General features: G+C 70.1%; 18 protein-coding genes. 10 read left to right on the top strand and 8 right to left on the bottom strand.

Annotation, left to right across the window (positions count from 1 at the left end):
- Positions 1 to 95 precede the first annotated feature (95 nt).
- Both ACWEV3_RS14750 and hisD read right to left on the bottom strand, forming a co-directional pair.
- Positions 96 to 1430 (bottom strand): MFS transporter, encoded by a 1335-nt coding sequence (locus tag ACWEV3_RS14750; RefSeq protein ID WP_452614351.1) that lies wholly within the window; start codon positions 1428 to 1430, stop codon positions 96 to 98.
- Positions 1431 to 1457: 27 nt separating this feature from the next.
- Complete coding sequence (gene hisD / locus ACWEV3_RS14745; RefSeq protein WP_452614350.1) at positions 1458 to 2777, bottom strand: histidinol dehydrogenase; 1320 nt, start codon at positions 2775 to 2777, stop codon at positions 1458 to 1460.
- Positions 2778 to 2887: 110 nt separating this feature from the next.
- On the opposite strand from hisD, the gene ACWEV3_RS14740 reads away from it, so the two are divergent.
- Complete coding sequence (locus ACWEV3_RS14740) at positions 2888 to 3889, top strand: LacI family DNA-binding transcriptional regulator (protein WP_452614349.1); 1002 nt, start codon at positions 2888 to 2890, stop codon at positions 3887 to 3889.
- A gap of 10 nt (positions 3890 to 3899) precedes the next feature.
- On the opposite strand, the gene ACWEV3_RS14735 is transcribed toward ACWEV3_RS14740, so the two are convergent.
- Positions 3900 to 5279, bottom strand: coding sequence for a cryptochrome/photolyase family protein (locus tag ACWEV3_RS14735; RefSeq protein ID WP_452614348.1), 1380 nt, complete (start codon positions 5277 to 5279; stop codon positions 3900 to 3902).
- 245 nt (positions 5280 to 5524) lie between these two features.
- Here ACWEV3_RS14735 and ACWEV3_RS14730 point away from each other — a divergent pair, with 245 nt between their 5' ends.
- Positions 5525 to 5809, top strand: coding sequence for a hypothetical protein (locus tag ACWEV3_RS14730; protein ID WP_452614347.1), 285 nt, complete (start codon positions 5525 to 5527; stop codon positions 5807 to 5809).
- A 248-nt stretch (positions 5810 to 6057) separates the two neighbouring features.
- Here the strand turns inward: ACWEV3_RS14730 and ACWEV3_RS14725 are convergent, their stop codons facing one another.
- Positions 6058 to 6606, bottom strand: a complete 549-nt coding sequence (locus tag ACWEV3_RS14725) for a TetR/AcrR family transcriptional regulator (RefSeq protein WP_452614346.1) — start codon at positions 6604 to 6606, stop codon at positions 6058 to 6060.
- A 166-nt stretch (positions 6607 to 6772) separates the two neighbouring features.
- Here ACWEV3_RS14725 and ACWEV3_RS14720 point away from each other — a divergent pair, with 166 nt between their 5' ends.
- The 7 genes from ACWEV3_RS14720 to kynU all read left to right on the top strand — a co-directional run bounded on the left by ACWEV3_RS14720 (position 6773) and on the right by kynU (position 12972).
- Positions 6773 to 7273: a hypothetical protein gene (locus tag ACWEV3_RS14720; RefSeq protein WP_452614345.1), complete on the top strand. Its 501-nt coding sequence runs from the start codon at positions 6773 to 6775 to the stop codon at positions 7271 to 7273.
- Positions 7274 to 7598: 325 nt separating this feature from the next.
- Positions 7599 to 8102 carry a nucleoside deaminase gene (locus ACWEV3_RS14715; protein ID WP_452614344.1) on the top strand — a complete coding sequence of 168 codons (504 nt, stop codon included), beginning with the start codon at positions 7599 to 7601 and terminating at the stop codon, positions 8100 to 8102.
- Between the two features lie 39 nt (positions 8103 to 8141).
- Positions 8142 to 9146 (top strand): helix-turn-helix transcriptional regulator, encoded by a 1005-nt coding sequence (locus ACWEV3_RS14710; RefSeq protein ID WP_452614343.1) that lies wholly within the window; start codon positions 8142 to 8144, stop codon positions 9144 to 9146.
- A gap of 125 nt (positions 9147 to 9271) precedes the next feature.
- A complete protein-coding gene (locus tag ACWEV3_RS14705) occupies positions 9272 to 10525 on the top strand; it encodes a multidrug effflux MFS transporter (RefSeq protein ID WP_452614342.1) in 1254 nt (417 codons plus the stop codon).
- An 89-nt stretch (positions 10526 to 10614) separates the two neighbouring features.
- On the top strand, positions 10615 to 11469 hold the full coding sequence (gene kynA / locus ACWEV3_RS14700) for a tryptophan 2,3-dioxygenase (protein WP_452614341.1): 855 nt from the start codon (positions 10615 to 10617) through the stop codon (positions 11467 to 11469).
- A gap of 6 nt (positions 11470 to 11475) precedes the next feature.
- Positions 11476 to 11703 (top strand): hypothetical protein, encoded by a 228-nt coding sequence (locus ACWEV3_RS14695; RefSeq protein WP_452614340.1) that lies wholly within the window; start codon positions 11476 to 11478, stop codon positions 11701 to 11703.
- 27 nt (positions 11704 to 11730) lie between these two features.
- The gene (gene kynU / locus ACWEV3_RS14690) at positions 11731 to 12972 is read left to right on the top strand and encodes a kynureninase (protein WP_452614339.1); all 1242 of its coding nucleotides are present in this window, start codon (positions 11731 to 11733) and stop codon (positions 12970 to 12972) included.
- 119 nt (positions 12973 to 13091) lie between these two features.
- On the opposite strand, the gene ACWEV3_RS14685 is transcribed toward kynU, so the two are convergent.
- Positions 13092 to 14717: an AMP-binding protein gene (locus tag ACWEV3_RS14685; RefSeq protein ID WP_452614338.1), complete on the bottom strand. Its 1626-nt coding sequence runs from the start codon at positions 14715 to 14717 to the stop codon at positions 13092 to 13094.
- Positions 14718 to 14892: 175 nt separating this feature from the next.
- On the opposite strand from ACWEV3_RS14685, the gene ACWEV3_RS14680 reads away from it, so the two are divergent.
- Positions 14893 to 15720, top strand: a complete 828-nt coding sequence (locus tag ACWEV3_RS14680; protein ID WP_358574797.1) for an enoyl-CoA hydratase family protein — start codon at positions 14893 to 14895, stop codon at positions 15718 to 15720.
- Between the two features lie 5 nt (positions 15721 to 15725).
- Here the strand turns inward: ACWEV3_RS14680 and ACWEV3_RS14675 are convergent, their stop codons facing one another.
- The 3 genes from ACWEV3_RS14675 to ACWEV3_RS14665 form a co-directional block, all read right to left on the bottom strand.
- A complete protein-coding gene (locus tag ACWEV3_RS14675; protein ID WP_452614337.1) occupies positions 15726 to 15926 on the bottom strand; it encodes a DUF1737 domain-containing protein in 201 nt (66 codons plus the stop codon).
- Between the two features lie 165 nt (positions 15927 to 16091).
- The gene (locus tag ACWEV3_RS14670; protein ID WP_452614336.1) at positions 16092 to 17222 is read right to left on the bottom strand and encodes an acyl-CoA dehydrogenase family protein; all 1131 of its coding nucleotides are present in this window, start codon (positions 17220 to 17222) and stop codon (positions 16092 to 16094) included.
- Positions 17219 to 19585 (bottom strand): bifunctional salicylyl-CoA 5-hydroxylase/oxidoreductase, encoded by a 2367-nt coding sequence (locus ACWEV3_RS14665; RefSeq protein WP_452614335.1) that lies wholly within the window; start codon positions 19583 to 19585, stop codon positions 17219 to 17221. Before ACWEV3_RS14665 ends, ACWEV3_RS14670 begins: the two co-directional genes overlap by 4 nt.
- Positions 19586 to 19640: the final 55 nt, after the last annotated feature.

Here is a 19640-nt window from a genome sequence, read left to right as displayed (position 1 = left end):
TTGTCCGCCGCATGGTGGCCTGGAACAACGTTCCGGCAGGCCCGGAGCCGTGCGTACTTTGTGCTGCCATAGCGACGCAAAGCACGCACGGCTGTTCACGCGCCGACTCGCCGCTCCGGCGCGTTCCGCGGCGCGGCGAGGCTGCGGCGGAAGGTTTCCGGGGCGACGTACATCGAGGCGGCCGCGATGAGCGCCCCGGCGGCGACCAGCGCCGCCACGCTCCACGAAGCTCCGTCGGACCACAGGATCAGCGACGTCGCCAGCAGCGGGGTGAAGCCGCCCAGCAGCACGCTGCCCATCTGGTAGCCGATGGACACACCGCTGTACCGCACGCGCGGTTCGAACAGTTCGGTGTAGAACGCCGCGATGGGCGCGAAAACCGCTCCGTGCGGCACCGCGAGCGCGATGGCCAGGGCGAGCGCGATGAGCGCCGGGGACCTGGTGTCGACCAGCCAGAAGAACGGCCACGCGTAGGCGGCCATGAACAGCGCACCTCCGATGAACACCGGCCGGCGGCCGACGCGATCCGACAACGCACCCCACAGCGGCAGCGCGGCGATGTTCAACGCGGCCGCGAGCATCACCCCGGTCAGCCCGGCCTGGCGCGGCAGGTCGAGCTGCTGGGTGATGTAGGTGAGGATGAAAACGGTGAACACGTAGTAGTTCCCGCCTTCGGCGAAGCGGACGCCGATCGCGATCAGAATCTGCTTCGGGTGGGTGCGCAGCACCTCGACCAGCGGCCGGCGCGACGGTCCGCCGGATTCGGTGGCCGCTACGAAGGATTCGGACTCGGTGATCCGGAACCGGATGTACAGGCCGACCAGGGCCAGCACGATGCTCACCAGGAACGGGATCCGCCACCCCCAGCTGATCAGCTGCGGTTCCGGCAGCAGCGAGACGAGGCTGAACACCCCGGTGCCCAGCAGCAGTCCGGCCGACACACCGGTCTGCGGCCAAGCGCCGTAGCGGCCGCGCTTGCCGTCCGGCGCGTGTTCGACGGCCATCAGCACCGCCCCGCCCCACTCGCCGCCGACCGCGAAGCCCTGGACCAGCCGCAGCAGCACCAGCAGCGCGGGGGCCGCGATGCCGATCTGCTGGTAGGTGGGCAGCAGACCGATGAGCGTGGTGGCCAGGCCCATCAGCGTCAGGGTCATCACCAGGGTCGCCTTGCGGCCGAGCCGGTCACCGTAGTGGCCGGCCACGAATCCGCCCACCGGGCGGGCGATGAAGCCCGCCGCGAAGGTCCCGAACGCGGCCAGCGTGCCCGCGGCCGGGCTGATGTTGCTGAAGAACAGCTGGTTGAAGATCAGCGCGGCAGCGGTGCCGTAGATGGTGAAGTCGTACCACTCGATGACGCTGCCGATGGTGCTGGACGTCAACGTTCTCGACGCCGACGGGACCCCGGCACGCGTCGTTGCGTTGGAGGACATGCGCGGTGCGCCTTTCGGTGTGGCTGGTCAGGAGAGGGCGAATGCGTCGGGCGCCCAGGGCAGCTGCGCGCCGCCGTACTTGGCGGCCCGGACATCGCCGGACCGGGCGTGGCCCTCGAACAGCTCGACGCGGGCCGCGCGTCCGCACACCTCGCCGAGCTTCGCGCTGGAGGCCTGGTCGGTGACTTCCTGGTAGGTCACGGTCTTGAGGTACTTGCCGACCCAGAGCCCACCGGTGTAGCGGGCGGCGCCGCGGGTGGGCAGCACGTGGTTGGTGCCGATGACCTTGTCCCCGTAGGACACGCAGGTCCCCTCGCCCAGGAACAGCGCACCGTAGTTGCGCATCTTCGCCAGCGCCTCGCGGGGCTGCGCCGTCAGGATCTGGACGTGCTCGCTGGCGTAGGTGTCGGCGAGTTCGTAAGCCTCGTCGAGGTTTTCGACGACGTGCACCTCGCCGTGATCGCGCCAGGCGGGCGCGGCGTTGTCGCGGGTGGGCATCTCCGGCAGCAGGCCGTCGATGTGCTCGATGACCGAGCGGCCCAGCGCTTCCGAGGTGGTGATCAGCACCGCCGGCGAGTCCGGGCCGTGCTCGGCCTGGCTCAGCAGGTCCACCGCCACCACGAAGGGGTCGGCGGTCTCGTCGGCCACGATCAGGACCTCGGTGGGGCCGGCGAACAGGTCGATGCCGATCTCCCCGAACAGCTGCCGCTTGGCCTCCGCGACGAAGGCGTTGCCGGGACCGGCCAGCATGTCCACCGGCGCGATGGTCTCGGTGCCCAGCGCCATGCTCACCACCGCCTGCACACCGCCGAGCAGGTAGATCTCGTCCGCCCCGGCCAGGTGCATGGCGGCCACGGTCGCGTCCGGCACTTCGCCGCGGATCGGCGGCGTGCAGGCCACCACGCGCGGCACCCCGGCGGTCTTGGCCGTCAGGATCGTCATGTGCGCCGAGGCCAGCAGCGGGTAACGACCGCCCGGCACGTACGCACCGGCCGCGGCGACCGGGATGTGCTTCTGGCCCAGGTGGACGCCGGGCAGCGTTTCCACCTCGAACTCCTGCATCGACGCCAGCTGCCGCTCGGCGAAGGCCCGAACCTGCCGCTGGACGAACTCGATGTCCTCGATGACCTGCTGCGGAACCCGCGAAACGATCTCCTCGATCTGCGCGGGCGACAGCCGGAACGACTCGGGCTGCCAGTTGTCGAACTTCGCCGAGTACTCGCGAACCGCCTGGTCACCGCGGGCGCGGATGTCGGCGACGATCGCCTCGACCTTCTCCTGCACGTCGGGCAACGAGGTGGTGGTCGCCGCCGAACTGGTGGCCGGGGCCTTGAGCGCGAAAGCCATGGTGCCGTGATCCCTTCGCATGTTTACGTACACATCGCACTGTAGACCGGTAGCATGTTTACGTAAACCCGCAGTTCGAACTCCCTCGATCCAGCCCTTGGAGGTGCTCGGTGGTCACCAGCCGGGACGTAGCGCAGTTGGCCGGCGTTTCGCAGATGACGGTGTCCCGGGTCCTGCAGGGCAGCGACAAGGTCGCGCCGGAAACCCGCGAACGCGTCCTGACCGCGATGAAGCAAGCCGGCTACCGGCCCCACGCCGCGGCGCGGACCATGCGCACCCGGCGCACCTCGACCGTCGGCGTCGTGGTCGCCGACATCACCAACCCCTTCTACCCGCAGCTGCTGGAAGCGGTCGGCCAAGCGCTGGACGCGGCCGGTCAGCGGATGGTCCTGTGGAACGCACCCGACCCCGGCGGGGAAAGCGCCCTGCGAGCGCTGGACGAAGGCACCGTCGACGGCCTGATCTTCACCACCGTCACCGAAGGGTCCGAGCAGCTCGCCGACGCGCTCCGGCGGGGAGAGCCGATCGTGCTGCTGCACCGCGGGCTGGATTCGCTGGACTGCGACCAGGTCACCACCGACAACATCGCCGGCGGCCGAGCGGTCGCCGACTACCTGGTCGCCACCGGGCACACCCGGATCGGCTTCCTGCGGGGCCCCGAGCTGCCGAGCACGGCCCGGCACCGGGAGCGCGGATTCCGCGACCGCCTGGCGGAGCTCGGTCGGCCGCTGGCCGAAGAACTCACGGCCCAGGGCGGATTCGCCCACGACGTCGCCAGGTCGGCGATGCGCGAACTGCTCGCCCAGGAGAACCCGCCCACGGCGGTCTTCTGCGCCAACGACCTGACCGCGCTCGGCGCGGTCGACGGAGCTGTGTCCCTGAACCGGCGCGTCCCCGAGGACGTGTGGGTGATCGGATACGACGACATCGCGCTGACGTCGTGGGATTCCTACGACATCACCACGGTCCGGCAACCGATCGCGGAAATGGCAAGAACCGCCGTGCGCCTCCTGCTGGAGCGGGTCGACGACCGCTCGTTGTCCCCCAGGAAGAAGGAGTTCCCCAGCGAACTCGTCATCCGCGGCTCCACCGCGCACACCGCACCGCGATGACCGGCGCGCCTCATGCCCGGCGGGCGGTTCGGAAGCGCTGGGCGCCCTCGTCCAGGTCGACGATCGGCTCCGGGTAGTCCAACCGCCGCCGGATGCCGGGGTCGAGGCGCCAGGGCTGGTGCACGGCGCCGCCGTCGATGCCGCGCAGCTCCGGCACGTAGCGGCGCACGTAGTCGCCGTTCGGGTCGTAGCGCTTCGCCTGCGCCAACGGGTTGAGGACGCGGTTGGGGCGGGTGTCGGTGCCGGTGCCCGCGACCCATTGCCAGTTCATCTGGTTGTTGGCGATGTCGCCATCGACCAGCAGGTCGAGGAAGTGCCGGGCACCCCGGCGCCAATCGATGTACAGCGTCTTGGCGAGGAAACTCCCGGCGATCAACCGGGCCCGGTTGTGCATCCAGCCTTCGCGGGCCAGCTGGCGCATGCCGGCGTCGACGATCGGGTAGCCCGTGCGGCCCTGCTTCCACGCCTCCAGCGCGTGCTCGTCGTGGCGCCACCGGTCTCCCCGAGACCGGTAGTCGTGTTGCGAGGCCGCTGGTCGAGCAGCCAGCACCTGGTGGTGGAAATCGCGCCAGGCGACCTGCCGCACGAACGCTTCGGCGCCGGGATCGCCGGTGCCGACCCGGTCGACCAGTTCCACTGGGGACAGACAGCCGAAGTGCAGGTAGGGCGACAGCCGCGACGTGTTGTCCGCCGCCAGATCGTCGTGGTCGTCCGCGTAGTCGCGCACCGACCGGGTCCACTCGTCGAACAAGCGCCGCGCCGCGCTTTCCCCTCCGACGGGCCGGTCGGGCGAGGTCTCACCTGCGCACAGCTGTGCCGCCGAGGGAGTCCGCCCCGCGCTCAGGCGGGGCATCGCCAGGCATTGGGGTGATCCGAGCGGGCGGCGCTTCGGCGCCGTCGACCAGCGGCGGTAGTAGGGGGTGAACACCGCGAAGTGGTCCTTGCCCTGGGGCGTCACCTCTCCCGCTGGAACCGCGGTGATCACGGCCTCGTGCACCACCAGGTCGCGGCCCGCGGCCGATAATGCGCGGTGCAGCTCCCGGAGGCGACGCTGGGCGTAGCCGCTGACGTCGGCGGCCACATGCACCTCGTCGGCACCGACTTCCTCCGCGACCCGGCTGACCTCCGCCACCACGCACCCGCGGCGGACGACGAGCCGGCCTCCGCGCTCGCGAAGTCCCGCATCGAGGTCGGCCAGGCTCTCGGCGAGGAACGCCGCCCGGTTCGGGCACGGGTGGTACCCGCCGATGATCGCCTCGTCGAGCACGAACAGCGGAACGACCCGAGCCGCCGCGGCGGCCGCGGACAGCACGGGATTGTCGTGCACCCGAAGGTCCCGAGTGAACAGGGCGATCGAAACCCCGGCGTTCCCCACCAGGTACCTCCGCATCCGACCTGGCTCGCAGCGGTCAGCCCACCGCAGGCCGCAGATGGGCCGAGCCCAGGATAAATCCGGCAGCACCCACGGGGGCCGGTCCTATCGCCACCCGTCGAGCGTCCGCGGCCCGGCGCACTACTCAGGCCGAATGCGGGCGTGCCATGAGTAGTTCACCTCGTACGCGGCACAGGTGTCGGGCGTCACAGTGGATTGCGCGACCGAAACAGCCATCCGCCGACGAATCGGGGTGTGTGACCATGTCCCAGCTCATCCTGCAATCCCACACCGAGTCACTGACTTCCTGCCCCCTGGACGAACTCGATCGTCGCGTCAAGCTCGCCGAGCTCTGCATGAACCACGCGCTCGAACAGCAGTGCTGGGACCTCGTACAACGGCACCGCCGCGAAGCGCTCGTCGTCCAGGCGGAGATCAGCCGGCGCCTGGACGCCCTCGAAGACTTCCCCGGCCACATCGGAACGCGCCTCGCCGAGTGGACCGACGACACAGCCGACTCCTGGTGGGACCAGAACGACGCAGCCTGAGGCTGAGCCCAGAGTCTCGACCGTTCCAGCCCAGCGGACATATTCCCCAGCGTCGACCGCGTCGTTGTCGACGCACTCACGCCCCCCGAAGCTGGTTTTCCGTCCTATTCCCAGCGCTGAGATCGATCCAGAACCCTCCCCGCCCTGGATTCCACTCGACGTTGATGAACTCCATTCAGAACCCTCCCGCGCAGCGCCGCCGCAGCCACTTGCCACCGAAGTGGATCACGGCTTCCCCGACACGGTGATCAGGCCAGCAGGCGGGTGGAGGCCAGGTGGAGGACTTCTGCTCGGCTTCGGGGGCCGTGGTCTGCCGCCAGCAGGTGCTTGGCTATTGCGAGGGAGAAGGCGATCAGGCTGCGGGCTTCGACGTCGTCTTCGTCGGTGCAGAACTTCCGGAACTGTTCGCGGGCGTAGTCCATGCGGCGGTTGTCGACTCGGCGGAGGCGTTCGGCGACCGCCGGGTCGTACCGGGCCCAGTCCCGGACCGCCAGGTCGATCGGGACCAGTTCGCCGGAGAACGTGAGCATGCCCGCTCTGCGGACCTTGTCCCTCGCGTCTCCGCACTCGGTCTCCACCTGGTCGATCACCTCGTCGATGCTGCGTTGTTCCCAGGTGTTCAGCATCGCTTCGAGGAGCGCGCCGCGGTCCTTGAAGTGCCAGTAGAAGCTGCCCCTGGTGGCGCCGAGCTCCTTCGCCAGCGGCTCGATCCGGACCGCGTCCGGCCCCCCGCTCGCGAGGGCCTTCAGGCCGGCTTCGATCCACGCGCTCGGCGGGGTGCGGGTCGGTGGCGCCATTTGACCTGCTCCTGTTCGGTCTCGCGTGCTCGGCCAATTGAAGCATCGCCTCACGCCGGGTTGACGCTGCCTTCCCGGCACCACTAGCGTCATCCATACAGTACTGAATGGATGGTGGATCCGGCGAAGGGCCACCAACGATCCGACTTCCCGTGGAGGAGCAGCCATGGTTGAGTCCACGACGCAGACTTCGGCCGCAGTGCGCGAGATCGAGGTACCACCCGGAGCGCTCGCCCTGTGCACGCTGGCCCGGATCGACTACCAGAACGCCGTCATCGCCGAGTTCGACGGCGTGGCCGACCGGACCGCCGAGCAGTGGGCTCGCGCGACCCTCGAAGACCACCCGGCGGCGATGCGGGATGCCATGACGAACGGGTTCGGCGCACTCGGCGTGCGACTCGGCCCGATCCCGTCCGACGACCACGTGCTCGGCTGGCAGGTGCGGCAGCGCACCCCGGACCACGTGCTTCTCGGGGCGGGATCCGCCATCGGACTGCTCCCCGAGATCGTCGTTCAGCGCACGGATGACGCTCTGGTGTTCGCCTACTTCAACCAGCAGGAGACCGACGAGGCGCGGACGCGCTGGGCCGCCGCCGAGCACACGCACGTGCCGGCGATGATTCAGCTTCTCCAGCACGCCGTGGACCGCTTTCACGCAGGCCGTTAGTCCTGGTGCGCGTAGCTGGCCGGATATGGCGGGGTTGCGGCACGAACTCCTGCCGTTTCACCCTGTCGCATGGCGACGACCGCCGCAGCCACCGCACTCACGATCACCTTCGGAACGACCCGCGTCTCATCCGCCTCTTCTAGATCACGAACGAGCAGGACGGTATACCAACGACTGCGATTCGAGAGGGGATGAATGAATCGTCCCAGCCTGCGAGATTAATCTCGGTACGGCCCGAAACCCGCGCGAAACAAATACCTCGTCCCATTATTGGCGGCCACATTCCCCGGAATATTGGTATACCAAAATGTGCTAGAGTGGACCGATGCATGAAGCGGAGGGAAATCAGACCATCACGGCGGACGACCACGCGCATCTTCGGCGCTGCGTCGAACTCGCGCGCGAGGCGCTGGAGGACGGGGACGAGCCGTTCGGTTCCGTGCTCGTCGACTCCCGGGGCGCGGTCCGCTTCGCGGACCGGAACCGGGTCAAGGACGGCGACGCCACCCGGCATCCGGAGTTCGAGATCGCGCGCTGGGCAGCCGAGCACCTCTCCCCCGCCGAGCGCCGCGAGAGCACCGTCTACACCTCCGGCGAGCACTGCCCGATGTGCAGCGCCGCCCACGCATGGGTCGGCCTCGGGCGCATCGTCTACGCGACGAGCACCGAGCAGCTGACCGCATGGCACGGCGAGTGGGGCATCGGGGCGGGCCAGGTCGCCGCGCTGCCGATCAACGCGGTCGCACCGAACGTCCCGGTGGCGGGGCCGGATCCGGAGCTGGCCGCCGAGGTCCGGCACCTGCACGCACGCCTGCACGGCATCAGCTGACAGCCGGCCCCAGGTAAGGGCGGACTAACCTGTGGGTTCGTGGCTCGGGTTCACCTGATCTCCGGCGCGGCCGGTTCCACCGCCTTGGACCGGACTTGCGCGGCGTACTACTCGTCGATCGCTCAGTCCGACGAGAGCCGCGATGGCACCGTCCGGCATCGGCTTCGCCCCGAGGTCGGTGACGGCACGATCGAGGTGACGTCGTTGCGGAGCGGGTTCCACATCACCCGCTACGACGTCGCGTTCACCGGCGGGCACCAGGTCGGGTACGCGTTCCCCGGTGACCACTTCGAGCTGGAGCACTGCGTCGACGGGCGCATGCGCGTCAGCGAAACCGACTCCGGCGTCGGCGAGCTGCACACCGGCTCGGTGGCGTTGAGCCCTCGGTGCGCCACCGGGGGCTCCGTCGCACACGGCGACGGCGAGCGATACCGAGCGGTGTCGATCACCGGGACCTGGAGCGGGCTGGAGTCCTACCTCGGCGGCGCGGACGCCCTGCCGGCCACGGGGCCCGAAGAAGTTGCGCGCGAACGGTATCTGGGCCGGTCCGCCGCTTTGCGCGCGGTGGCCGGCCCGCTAGAGGAGATCTTCGTGCACCGGCGCTCGTCACCGGGTCGCCTGCTGTTCCTGGAATCGCGGGTCGTGGCGGCGCTGGCCGCACTGATCGACGGGCTCGCGGCACCCCCGTCCGCAGACGCCCGGGAGCTCGTCCTGGACGACCACGAGGTGGCCGCGTTGCGCCGCGTTCCGGAGCTGCTCTGGCAGCAACGCCACGCACCGCCGACGCTGGCCGATCTGGCCCGCGCGTCGTCGATGTCGGTCCGGCGTCTGACGACCGGATTCCGCGCGCTGTACGGGACATCGGTGCTGGCGCACCACCGGCGTCGCCGCCTCGACCGGGCCGCCGCTTTGCTCGTCGAGACCGACTGGCCCGTGGCCCGGATCGGGCACGAGGTCGGCTACTCCTCGCCCACCAACTTCGGCTACGCCTTCCGGCGCGACCGGGGCATCACCCCCGCGCGGTTCAGGCAGGCGCATTCCTGAGAAAGCACCGCGCTCCACATGCGCGGGCACCTCGCTCCACACCACTGCACCGCCCCGGCTCCAACGATGTGACGCGTAGCGGCGCACCAGCCGTCCCCGAAGCAGACATCCTCCGATGGAGACCGATGAACGCCAGCATCGAAGCCACTTCCCAGCGCGCAGGAACGGGGCGGCTCATCATCGTCCTAGGTGGACTCTCGGCGGTATCGCCGTTCGCCACCGACATGTACGCGCCCGCCTTCCCCCAGATCGTCACCTCGTTCGCGACCTCGGGAACGGCCGTCCAGCTCTCCCTGACGGCGTGCCTCGTCGGGCTCGCCGTCGGCCAGGTCGTGCTCGGCCCGGTCAGCGACGCGACCGGGCGGCGACGCCTGCTCCTGGCCGGTTCCGGCCTGTTCACCGCGTTGTCCCTGGTCTGCGCGTTCGCCCCGACCATCGCCGTGTTCGACGTCGCCCGGCTGCTGCAAGGGGCCGCAGGCAGTGCGGGGCTCGTCATCGGGCGGGCCGTCATCAGTGACCGGTTCACCGGCCCCAGCGCGGCCCGCAAGCTCTCGACGCTGAGCGTGATCGCGATGACCGCGCCGGTGCTGGCACCGGTCGCCGGCGGCCTCGTCCTCGGCGTCGGCTCGTGGCGCCTGGTGTTCGTGGCGCTGGCCGCGACCGGACTGGTGCTGATGACCACCGTCTGGGCGTGGGTTCCTGAGTCGCTGCCCGCCGAGCGGCGCCGGACCGGCGGACTGCGCGCCGCGCTCACCGCCATGGGCGGATTGCTCCGGCGGCGCGAGCTCGTCGGCCACCTCCTCGTCATGGGTTGCGGACTGGCCGCCCTGTTCGCCTACATCACCGGCTCGCCGTTCGTCTTCCAGAACGTCTACGGCTTGTCCCCCACCGGTTACAGCCTCGTCTTCGCCACGAACGCCGTCGGCACCACAGTGGCCGGTGCGGTGTTCGGACGGCTGGCCGGACGCGTGCGGCTCAACTCCCTGCTCGTCATCGGGGTGGCCGTCATGGTCGCCGCCGCGATCACGCTGGTCGCGCTGCTGGCGGTCGGCATCAGCACGTTCCCGGCCACCTGGGCCTGCCTGTTCGGCCTGACCTCCGGGTTCGGCGTGGCGCTGCCCGCTTCGACGACCATCGTCCTCGCGGTCGGCGGCGATGCCCCCGGAGCCGCTTCCGGCCTGCTCGGCGGGACCCAGTTCGTGCTCGCCGCCGCGGCCGCGCCCCTGCCCGGCGTGCTGGGCAGCACCACCGCCATGTCGATGGCCGCCGTGGTGCTGGGCTTCGTGCTCGTCTCCGCATCGGCGCTGATCACGCTCGCCCGGCCGCGGCAGGGCTACGGTGATTCATCCACAATGGACGGAACGCGCTCCGCCAATTGAACGTCTATTGTCTGTTCGTGACGTTCGTATAGGATGCGACATGAACCGGCGTCGGCTCCGCCCGCTCGGGCGGGGCGTGAGGAGAACCGATGGTCGATGCGACGAACACCCGTCCCATCGAGGACGAGGTGGTCAGGGATTTCCGCACCGCCATGTCCTACGGCCAGTACCTGAACCTCGACCAGCTGCTCGGTGCCCAGCAGCCCGTCAGCGAACCCGAGCACCACGACGAGCTGCTGTTCATCATCCAGCACCAGGCGGCGGAGCTGTGGCTCAAGCTCGTGCTGCACGAACTGCGGACGGCCTGCGAGCACCTGGCGGGCGACCGGTTGCAGCCCGCGCTCAAGGGGCTGGCCAGGGTCAAGCACATCCAGCGCACCCTCACCGAGCAGTGGTCGGTGCTGGCGACCCTGACCCCGACGGAGTTCGTGCAGTTCCGCGGATTCCTCGGCAGGTCATCGGGATTCCAGTCCTACCAGTACCGCGCAGTGGAGTTCGTCCTCGGCAACAAGAACGCCGAGATGCTGGAGGTGTTCCGCCACGACGAGCGCGCCCACGCGCTGCTGTCCGGGCTGCTCGGGCGCCCCAGCATCTACGACGAGTTCCTCCGGCACCTCGCCCGCTGCGGGTACCCGATCCCCGCGCCGCTGCTGGAGCGCGACGTCAGCCGCGCGCACACCTACGCACCCGAGCTCGTGCCCGTCTTCCGGCAGATCTACGAGTCGGCCGAGGAGAACTGGGAAGCCTACGAGGCATGCGAGGAACTCGTGGACCTGGAGGAGAACTTCCAGTTCTGGCGCTTCCGGCACCTCAAGACCGTGGAGCGCACGATCGGGTTCAAGCGGGGCACCGGCGGGTCCAGCGGGGTGCCCTTCCTCCGCGACGCACTGGACCTGACCTTCTTCCCCGAGCTGTACGCGGTGCGCACCGAGATCACCCGGTAGCCCGCGGTGCCCGGCGACGAGGAGGACTGGGGGATCGCCGATTCCGCCTGGCGGGGCCGGTGGTTCGACCGGTGCGCGTTGCGCCGCATGGCCACCGACGATCCGGTCCGGGCCGCCGGAGCCGTCCTGACCACGCCGGGTGGGTATCCCGGCGACCGGTCCTGGGCCCCGCCCGGTAGTTTCCGGGAGGTGCGTTCGGTGGTCGAGGTCCTCGACCCGTCCCCCACGTCCTGACTCGACCACCAGCAGAGGAAGAACGCCATGCCCGACCGCACCGGCCTCCTGGAGAAGGCGCATGCGCTGGACGAAGCCGATCCGCTGCGCGGCTTCCGGGAGCGGTTCCTGACCCCCGACGGCGCGGACGTCGTCGCCTACCTCGACGGCAACTCCCTGGGGCGCCCCGCCCGCGCGCTCCCCGAGCGCATGGACCGGTTCATCCACCAGCAGTGGGGACAGCGCCTGATCAGGGGCTGGACCGACGAGTGGCTCGACTGGCCGGTCGCGGTCGGCGACCGCCTCGGCAGGGCCGCGCTCGGTGCCGAGGCCGGGCAGGTTGTCGTAGCCGACTCCACCACCGTCATGCTCTACAAGCTCGCCCGCGCCGCGGTCGCCGCCCGGCCCGGCCGCCGCGAAATCGTCCTCGACACCGACAACTTCCCCACCGACCGCTACGTCCTGGAAGGCATCGCCGCCGAACGCGACCTGGTCCTCAAGTGGATCGAGACCGATCCGGCGGCGGGCATCACCGACGAACAGGTCGCCGCGGCAGTGGGCCCCGACACCGCGTTGGTGGTGTTCAGCCACGTCGCGTACCGCTCCGGCTACCTGGCCGACGCCGCAGCGATCACCCGCACCGCGCACCGGGCGGGCGCACTGGTGCTGTGGGACCTCTGCCATTCGGTCGGCTCGGTGCCCGTTGAGCTCGACGCGTGGGACGCCGACTTCGCCGTCGGCTGCACCTACAAGTACCTCAACGGCGGGCCCGGATCTCCCGCCTTCGGCTACGTCAACAACCGCCACCAGGGCACCGCGCAACAGCCGATCTGGGGCTGGATGGGACACCGCGAACCGTTCGAGATGGGCCCGGGTTACCGCCCCGCCGACGGTATCCGCAGCATGCTCAGCGGCACGCCCCCGATCCTGGCGATGCTCCCCCTGCTCGCCAGCCTGGACATGCTCGAAGAAGCGGGGATCGAGGCGGTTCGCACGAAGTCGTCGCTGCTGACCCAGTACGCCCTCGAACTGGCGGAGGCGTGGCTGTTCGACCGCGGCGTCCAGCTCGCGTCACCGCGCGAACCCGAGCGCCGCGGCAGCCACATCACCCTGCGGCGGGCCGACTTCCGGGAGGTCACCGAGCAGCTCTGGGACCGCGGTGTCATCCCGGACTTCCGCGCGCCCGACGGGATCCGCATCGGACTCGCCCCGCTGAGCACCAGCTTCACCGAAGTCCACGACGGCCTCTCCGCACTGCGCCAGATCCTCGACGAACGCCTCGGCGCCTAGTTCTGCCCGTGCCACCCGGTTCCGCAATTTCCATTGAAATCGAAGGTTCGATTTCAATGGAAATTGCGGAGGACGGAGTCCGGGCGGCGGTCGCGCAGAACTAGTACGGAGACGGGCGGTCAGGGCCGGGCGCGCTCGCGGAGGACGAAGCGCTGGAGCTTGCCGTTGCTGGTGCGGGGCAGGGCTTCCAGGAATTCGATCTCCCTCGGGTACTTGTACGGCGCGATGCGCTGCTTGACGAAGTCCTGCAGCTCGGCGGCCTTGTCCGCGTCGCCCGCCAGTCCGTCGCGCAGCACCACGTAGGCCTTGACGATCGAGCCGCGCTGCTCGTCCGGCGACGCCACCACCCCGGCTTCGACCACGTCGGGGTGCGCCAGCAGCGCCTCCTCCACTTCGGGGCCCGCGATGTTGTAGCCCGCGGAGATGATCATGTCGTCGTTGCGCGCCTGGTACCAGAAGTACCCGTCGCCGTCGCGGACGTAGGCGTCGCCGGTGATGTTCCAGCCATGCTGGACGTACTGCTGCTGCCGGGCGTCGTTGAGGTAGCGGCAGCCGGTCGGCCCGCGCACCGCGAGGCGCCCCACCGAGCCATCGGGCACGGGTTCGCCGTCGTCGTCGAGCACCACCGCCTCGAACCCGGGCACCGCCTTGCCGGTGGCGCCCGGCCGGATGTCGCCGTCGGCGGCCGAGATGAAGATGTGCAGCAGCTCGGTTCCGCCGATGCCGTTGATGATCTTGATGCCGGTCCGGGCGTGGAACGCCTCCCACACCTCCTTGGGCAGGTGTTCCCCGGCCGACACGCAGCGCCGCAGCGTCGCCAGGTCCGCGCCCCGGTCGGCCGACAGCAGTGCTTTGTAGGCCGTCGGCGCGGTGAACAGCACCGTGACGCCGTGCTCCGCGATCGCCTTGGCCAGGTCGTCGGGGCCGGCCTTCTCCAGCAACAGCGACGACGCCCCGACGCGCATCGGGAACACGACCAGGCCGCCCAGCCCGAAGGTGAAGCCCAGCGGCGGGGTTCCGGTGAACACGTCGTCGGCGTCTGGCTTGAGCACGTGCTTTGCGAAGGTGTCCGCATTGGCCAGCACGTCGCGGTGGAAGTGCATGGTGGCCTTGGGTTTTCCGGTCGTGCCGGAGGTCGGCGCGAGCAGTGCGACGTCGTCGGCGGCCGTCGGCACCGCGGTGAACTCGCCGGTCTTCGTCGCGCAGCGGCGGTCCAGGCTTCCCTCCGCGTCGATGCCGTACGTCGCGATCACGACACCGGGGGTCGCGTCGCGGAGCTCGGCGGCGAAGCGGTGATCGCAGAGCGCCAGGGCGGGGCGGGTGAGTTCGATCAGCTGGCCGAGCTCTCCGGAGCGCAGCAGCGGCATCGTGGTCACCGCGACGCAACCGGCCTTGATGACGCCGAACCAGCTCGCCACCAGCCACGGGTTGTTCGGGCCGCGCAGCAGCACCCGGTTGCCCGGCCGCAGGCCGAAATCCTCTGCGAGCACTTGCGCCACCTGGTCGGCGCGGCGCTGGAGTTCTCCGTAGGTCCAGCGCTCGGTCGGCGTGACCAGGCACGGTCGGTCCGGCCCCCACTGCGCCACCGCGTCGTCCAGCAGCACTTCGGCGCAGTTGAGGCGCTCCGGGTACGCCAGCCCGGGCAGGTCGAACCGGAACTGCGGCCACTGCTCGCGCGGCGGCAGGTTGTCCCGGCAGAACGTGTCGACGTGGCCGGACACCGATAACTGCGACGAGGGCTGCATCGGCAGCGCTCCCTCCAACGACGACAGGGGCGACGCGATTCGCCCCAAGTATTCACTTGATGTGACGACAGTCAATATCTCGCCATACTCCTCGTCAAGCATGTCGCATCGGTGACGGCAGTCAAATTTCAGTGATACGCTCCGGGCATCCGGCACGCCCAGGGAGGACGCCCCCATGAGCCCGTTCCGCGGATCGGTTCCCATCACCGCCGAGTGGGAGCACTTCGGCTTCGAGCACGCCGACGGCGTCGCCACCGTCACCTTCGACCGGCCGGACAAGCTCAACGCGCTCACCTTCGAGGCGTACGCGGACCTGCGCGACCTGCTGACCGAGCTCCCGCAGCGCGGCGACACGCGAGCGCTCGTGCTGCGCGGCGAAGGGCGGGCGTTCTGCTCCGGCGGCGACGTCAACGAGATCATCGGCGAAACGCTGAAGATGGACGCCGACCGGCTGCTGGAGTTCACCAAGATGACCGGCGCGGTGATCAAGGCGATGCGGGAGTGCCCGATCCCGATCATCGTGGCGCTGCACGGCATGGCGGCCGGCGCGGGCTCCGTCATCGCCCTGGCGGCGGACTTCCGCATCGCGTCCCGCTCGGCGAAGTTCGCGTTCCTGTTCACCAAGGTCGGCCTCTCCGGCGCCGACATGGGCTCGGCCTACCTGCTGCCCCGCCTGGTCGGTCTCGGCCGCGCCACCCAGCTGCTGATGCTCGGCGACACGATCGACGCGGAGAAGGCGGAACGCTACGGCCTGGTGAGCGAACTCGTCGAGGACGACGAGCTGGACGAAGCGGTGGCCGCGCTAGCCCGGCGCCTGGCCACCGGCCCGTTCCAGGGCTACGCCCAGACCAAAGAGCTGCTCACCCGGGAACTCGACATGAGCCTCTCCGGAGCCCTGGAACTAGAAGCGGTAACCCAAGCCCTGCTGATGAAAACGGCGGACTACGCGGAGTTCCACGCCGCCTTCAACGCCAAGCGCCCCCCGAACTGGCAGGGCCGCTGACGGCGCTAGCCGGCAGGTGCATTGCCGGCGTCCGGCCACAGCAGTGCCTGGGCGACGATCACGCGCTCGCCGTTGAAGGTCACGGCAGGGCCTTCGTGCAAGCGGTAGCCGAGCGCGAGCGCCTCGCTGACCCGGCGGCAGAACGTCGCGTCATCGGGACCGGTCAGAACTCGGTAGACCGGCAATCCTTCCGGGGGTGCGCTCATGCCGTCATCATCTCACCCCCGGCCTTCGCGAGGAGGGTCGACCAAGGGGTCATTTCGGCATGGGATGCGGGCACATGTGAGTCGCGACCGCTTGGAGCGTGGCGGGCGATTTCGCGCGAAATCGCCGCCGCCCGGCACTCTGTCGGAGGCGCCGTGCACCCGGGATCAGCGGTAGAGGTCTCGGGCGATGATGGTGCGTTGGACTTCCGAGGCTCCTTCGTAGATCCGGGGCGCTCGGACCTCTCGGTAGAGGTGTTCGAGCAGGTGTCCTTTGTGGAGCGCTCGGGCTCCGTGGATCTGGACCGCCGCGTCCACCACGTACTGGGCCGTCTCCGTGGCGAAGAGCTTCGCCATCGCCGAGCGCCCGGCCAGGTTCTGCTCGCCCGCGTCGTAGGCCGCTGCCGCCGAGTACACCAGCAGACGGGCCGCCTCGGTCCGGGTGGCCATCTCCGCCAGCGGGTGCGACACCGCTTGGAGGTCCTTGAGCGTTCCGCCGAAGGCCCGGCGCGCTCCGGCGTGCTCGACCGCCGCGTCCAGGGCCGCTTGCGCCATGCCCACCGCGAAGGCGCCGACGCTGGGGCGGAACAGGTCCAGCGTGCGCATCGCCACCCGGAAGCCCCGGTCCTGCTCCCCCAGCAGCTCCGCGCGGTGCACCCGGACCCCGTCGAAGGTCAGCCGGCCGATCGGGTGCGGGCTGATCATGTCCAGGTGCTCGCCGGAGAGCCCCGGGCGGTCGGCGGGCACCACGAAGGCGCTCACGCCCCTGGCCCCGGCCCCGGCCGTCGTGCGGGCGAACACCGCGTAGAAGTCGGCTTCCGGCGCGTTGGAGATCCAGATCTTCTCCCCGGTCAGCCGCCAGCCGTCGCCGTCCGGCTCGGCGGCCAGTTCCAGCGCGGCGGCGTCGGACCCCGCCTCGGGCTCGGTGAGCGCGAACGCCGCGACCGCATCCCCGGCCGCGACGGCCGGGATCCAGCGCCGCACCTGCTCGTCCTGGCCGGACTGCAGCACCGGGTAGCTGCCCAGCCCCTGCAGCGCCAGCGCGGTCTCGGCCTCGGTGCACACACGTGCCAGCGACTCGCGCAGCAGGCAGAGGTCCAGCGAGGCCGCCTCTCGCGATCCCGCGCCGCCCGGGAAGAGCTTCGCCAGCAGGCCCTGCTCCCCCATCGCCTTGATCAGGTCCCGGTTGACCGAGCCGGGCGTGCCGGACTCGGCCACGGGCCGCAGCCGTTCGGCGGCGACCCGGCCCACCTGTTCGACGAACTCGCGCTGCTGCGCGGTGAGTGCGAAGGTGCTCATTCCGTCCCTTCCTCGGCGGGGTTCCAGCGCGCGTGGGCGGTGCCACGGCCGCCGCTGCGGATCAGCTCCAGGCGGGGTTTCGGCCCGTCCGTGCGCCCGGTCTGCGGCTTTCGCCTACCGGCCCGGAACTGCTTCGGCCACGCCGCGCCGGGGCCGTCGTAGTCCTGCTCGATCGCCGCATGCAGAGTCCATTGTGGATCGTAGAGGTGGGTGCGGCCGACCGCGCACAGATCGGCCCGGCCGGCCAGGATCAGCGAGTTGACGTCGTCGTAGGAGGAGATCGCGCCGACCGCGATCACCGCGATGTCGTGCTCGCGCGCGACCTCGTTGCGGATCCGGTCGGCGAACGGCGTCTGGTAGCTCCGGCCGAACGCCGGTCGCTCGGCCTTGACCACCTGGCCGGTGGAGACGTCGATGCCCGCCGCGCCGTGCTCGGCGAACGCGCGCGCGACCCGCACCGCCTCGTCGGCGTCCACCCCGCCCTCGTGCCAGTCGGTGGCCGAGATCCGCACCGTCATCGGCCGGTCGGCCGGCCACACCTCGCGGACCGCGTCGAAGACCTCCAGCGGGTACCGCAGCCTGCCCGCCAGGGATCCGCCGTACTCGTCGGTGCGCTGGTTGGCCAGCGGGGAGATGAAGGACGACAGCAGGTAGCCGTGGGCGCAGTGCAGTTCGAGCACGTCGAAGCCGGCCCGCGCGGCGGCTTGCGCGGCGGCGACGAACTGCTGCTTGATCTCGGCGAGCTCGGCCGCGGTGAGCTCGCGCGGCGTCTGGTTCGCCGCCGAGTACGGCAGCGGCGAGGGGCCGACGACCTCCCAGTTCCCCTCGTCCAGCGGGTCGTCGATGCCGTCCCACATCAGCTTCGTCGAACCCTTGCGGCCCGAATGCCCCAGCTGGACGCCGATCTTCGCGGCGGTGTTCCCGTGCACGAAGTCCACCACCCGCCGCCAGGCCGCCTCCTGCTCCGGGGTGCACAGGCAGGCGCAGCCCGGCGTGATCCGCCCCTGCTCGGACACGCACACCATCTCGGTCATCACCAGCCCGGCCCCGCCGAGGGCCTTGCTGCCGAGGTGCACCAGGTGGAAGTCGTCCGGCACCCCGTCGACCGCGCTGTACATGTCCATCGGCGAGACGACCACGCGGTTGGGCAGCTCCAGCGGTCCGAGCCGCACCGGCTGGAACATCGGCGGCCGGACCTCGCCCGCGCCGGCGAACCAGGCGTCGATGCCGGCGACGAACTCCGGATCGCGCAGCCGCAGGTTGTCGTAGGTGACGCGGCGGCTGCGGGTGAGCAGGTTGAAGGCGAACTGCTCGGGATCCTGGTGCACGTACTGGCCGATGTTCTCGAACCACTCCAGGCTGGCTTGGGCCGCGCGCTGCGTGGAGGTCACCACCGCACGCCGCTCCGCCTCGTACGCCTCCAGCGCCGCGTCGATCGAGGGCTGTTCGTGTAGGCAGGCCACCAGCGCCAGCGCGTCCTCCATGGCCAGCTTCGTGCCGGAGCCGATGGAGAAGTGCGCGGTGTGCGCGGCATCGCCGAGCAGCACGAGGTTGCCGCGCCGCCACGAGTCGCAGCGCACGGTCCGGAAGTTCAGCCACTTCGAGTTGTTGGCGAAGACCTCGTGGCCTGCCAGGGTCTCGGCGAACAGCTCTCGGATCAGCTCGATGGACTTCTCGTCGCTGTCGCCGGGCCTGGTCGAGGCCGAGTCGGCGAAGTCGGCGAATCCGGCGCGCTGCCAGACGTCCTCGTGCATCTCGACGATGAAGGTGCTGGCGTCGCGGCTGTAGGGGTAGCCGTGCAGCTGCATGATGCCGTGGGGCGTTTCCTGGACGACGAACTTGAACGCGTCGAAGACCAGGTCGGTGCCCAGCCAGATGTACTTGCAGCGCCCGGTTTCCACGCTGGGCCGGAAGATCTCCGGATACCGGGCGCGCACCGCCGAGTTCGCGCCGTCGGCCGCGACCACCAGGTCGTAGTCCTCGGACAGCCGCTCGACGTCCGGCGCCTCGGCCTGGAAGTGCAGAGCCACGCCCAGTTCGCGGCACCGCTCCTGCAGGATGCGCAGCAGCCGCTTGCGGCTCATCGCGGCGAAGCCGTGGCCGCCGGAGGTGGACGAGGCGCCCCGGTGGTGCACGTCGATGTCGTCCCACCTGGCGAATTCCCGTTGCATGGCGTGGAAGATCCCGGTATCGGCGTGCTCGATGCCGCCGAGGGTCTCGTCGGAGAACACCACGCCGAACCCGAAGGTGTCGTCCGGCGCGTTGCGCTCCCACACGGCGATCTCGTGCTCCGGGCCGAGCTGCCGCAGCAGCGCGGAGAAGTACAGGCCGCCTGGACCGCCACCGATGACCGCGATGCGCACCGCGGGCTCCTTCCGTCGGTTCCGCTCCCGGCAGCGTATGCCGCATTGCGCACGA

It is taken from the genome of Saccharopolyspora sp. NPDC003752 (assembly GCF_053605825.1).
Note: the sequence above shows the minus strand (reverse complement) of the source record. Positions and strands in the feature narration are given on the sequence as shown.

What these genes read in the sequence shown, in the direction of transcription:
- ACWEV3_RS14750 (WP_452614351.1), bottom strand. Translation starts at nt 1,430, where the DNA reads ATGTCCTCCAACGCAACGACGCGTGCCGGGGTCCCGTCGGCGTCGAGA.
- hisD (WP_452614350.1), bottom strand. Translation starts at nt 2,777, where the DNA reads ATGGCTTTCGCGCTCAAGGCCCCGGCCACCAGTTCGGCGGCGACCACC.
- ACWEV3_RS14735 (WP_452614348.1), bottom strand. Translation starts at nt 5,279, where the DNA reads ATGCGGAGGTACCTGGTGGGGAACGCCGGGGTTTCGATCGCCCTGTTC.
- ACWEV3_RS14730 (WP_452614347.1), top strand. Translation starts at nt 5,525, where the DNA reads ATGTCCCAGCTCATCCTGCAATCCCACACCGAGTCACTGACTTCCTGC.
- ACWEV3_RS14725 (WP_452614346.1), bottom strand. Translation starts at nt 6,606, where the DNA reads ATGGCGCCACCGACCCGCACCCCGCCGAGCGCGTGGATCGAAGCCGGC.
- ACWEV3_RS14720 (WP_452614345.1), top strand. Translation starts at nt 6,773, where the DNA reads ATGGTTGAGTCCACGACGCAGACTTCGGCCGCAGTGCGCGAGATCGAG.
- ACWEV3_RS14715 (WP_452614344.1), top strand. Translation starts at nt 7,599, where the DNA reads ATGCATGAAGCGGAGGGAAATCAGACCATCACGGCGGACGACCACGCG.
- ACWEV3_RS14705 (WP_452614342.1), top strand. Translation starts at nt 9,272, where the DNA reads ATGAACGCCAGCATCGAAGCCACTTCCCAGCGCGCAGGAACGGGGCGG.
- kynA (WP_452614341.1), top strand. Translation starts at nt 10,615, where the DNA reads ATGGTCGATGCGACGAACACCCGTCCCATCGAGGACGAGGTGGTCAGG.
- kynU (WP_452614339.1), top strand. Translation starts at nt 11,731, where the DNA reads ATGCCCGACCGCACCGGCCTCCTGGAGAAGGCGCATGCGCTGGACGAA.
- ACWEV3_RS14685 (WP_452614338.1), bottom strand. Translation starts at nt 14,717, where the DNA reads ATGCAGCCCTCGTCGCAGTTATCGGTGTCCGGCCACGTCGACACGTTC.
- ACWEV3_RS14680 (WP_358574797.1), top strand. Translation starts at nt 14,893, where the DNA reads ATGAGCCCGTTCCGCGGATCGGTTCCCATCACCGCCGAGTGGGAGCAC.
- ACWEV3_RS14675 (WP_452614337.1), bottom strand. Translation starts at nt 15,926, where the DNA reads ATGAGCGCACCCCCGGAAGGATTGCCGGTCTACCGAGTTCTGACCGGT.
- ACWEV3_RS14670 (WP_452614336.1), bottom strand. Translation starts at nt 17,222, where the DNA reads ATGAGCACCTTCGCACTCACCGCGCAGCAGCGCGAGTTCGTCGAACAG.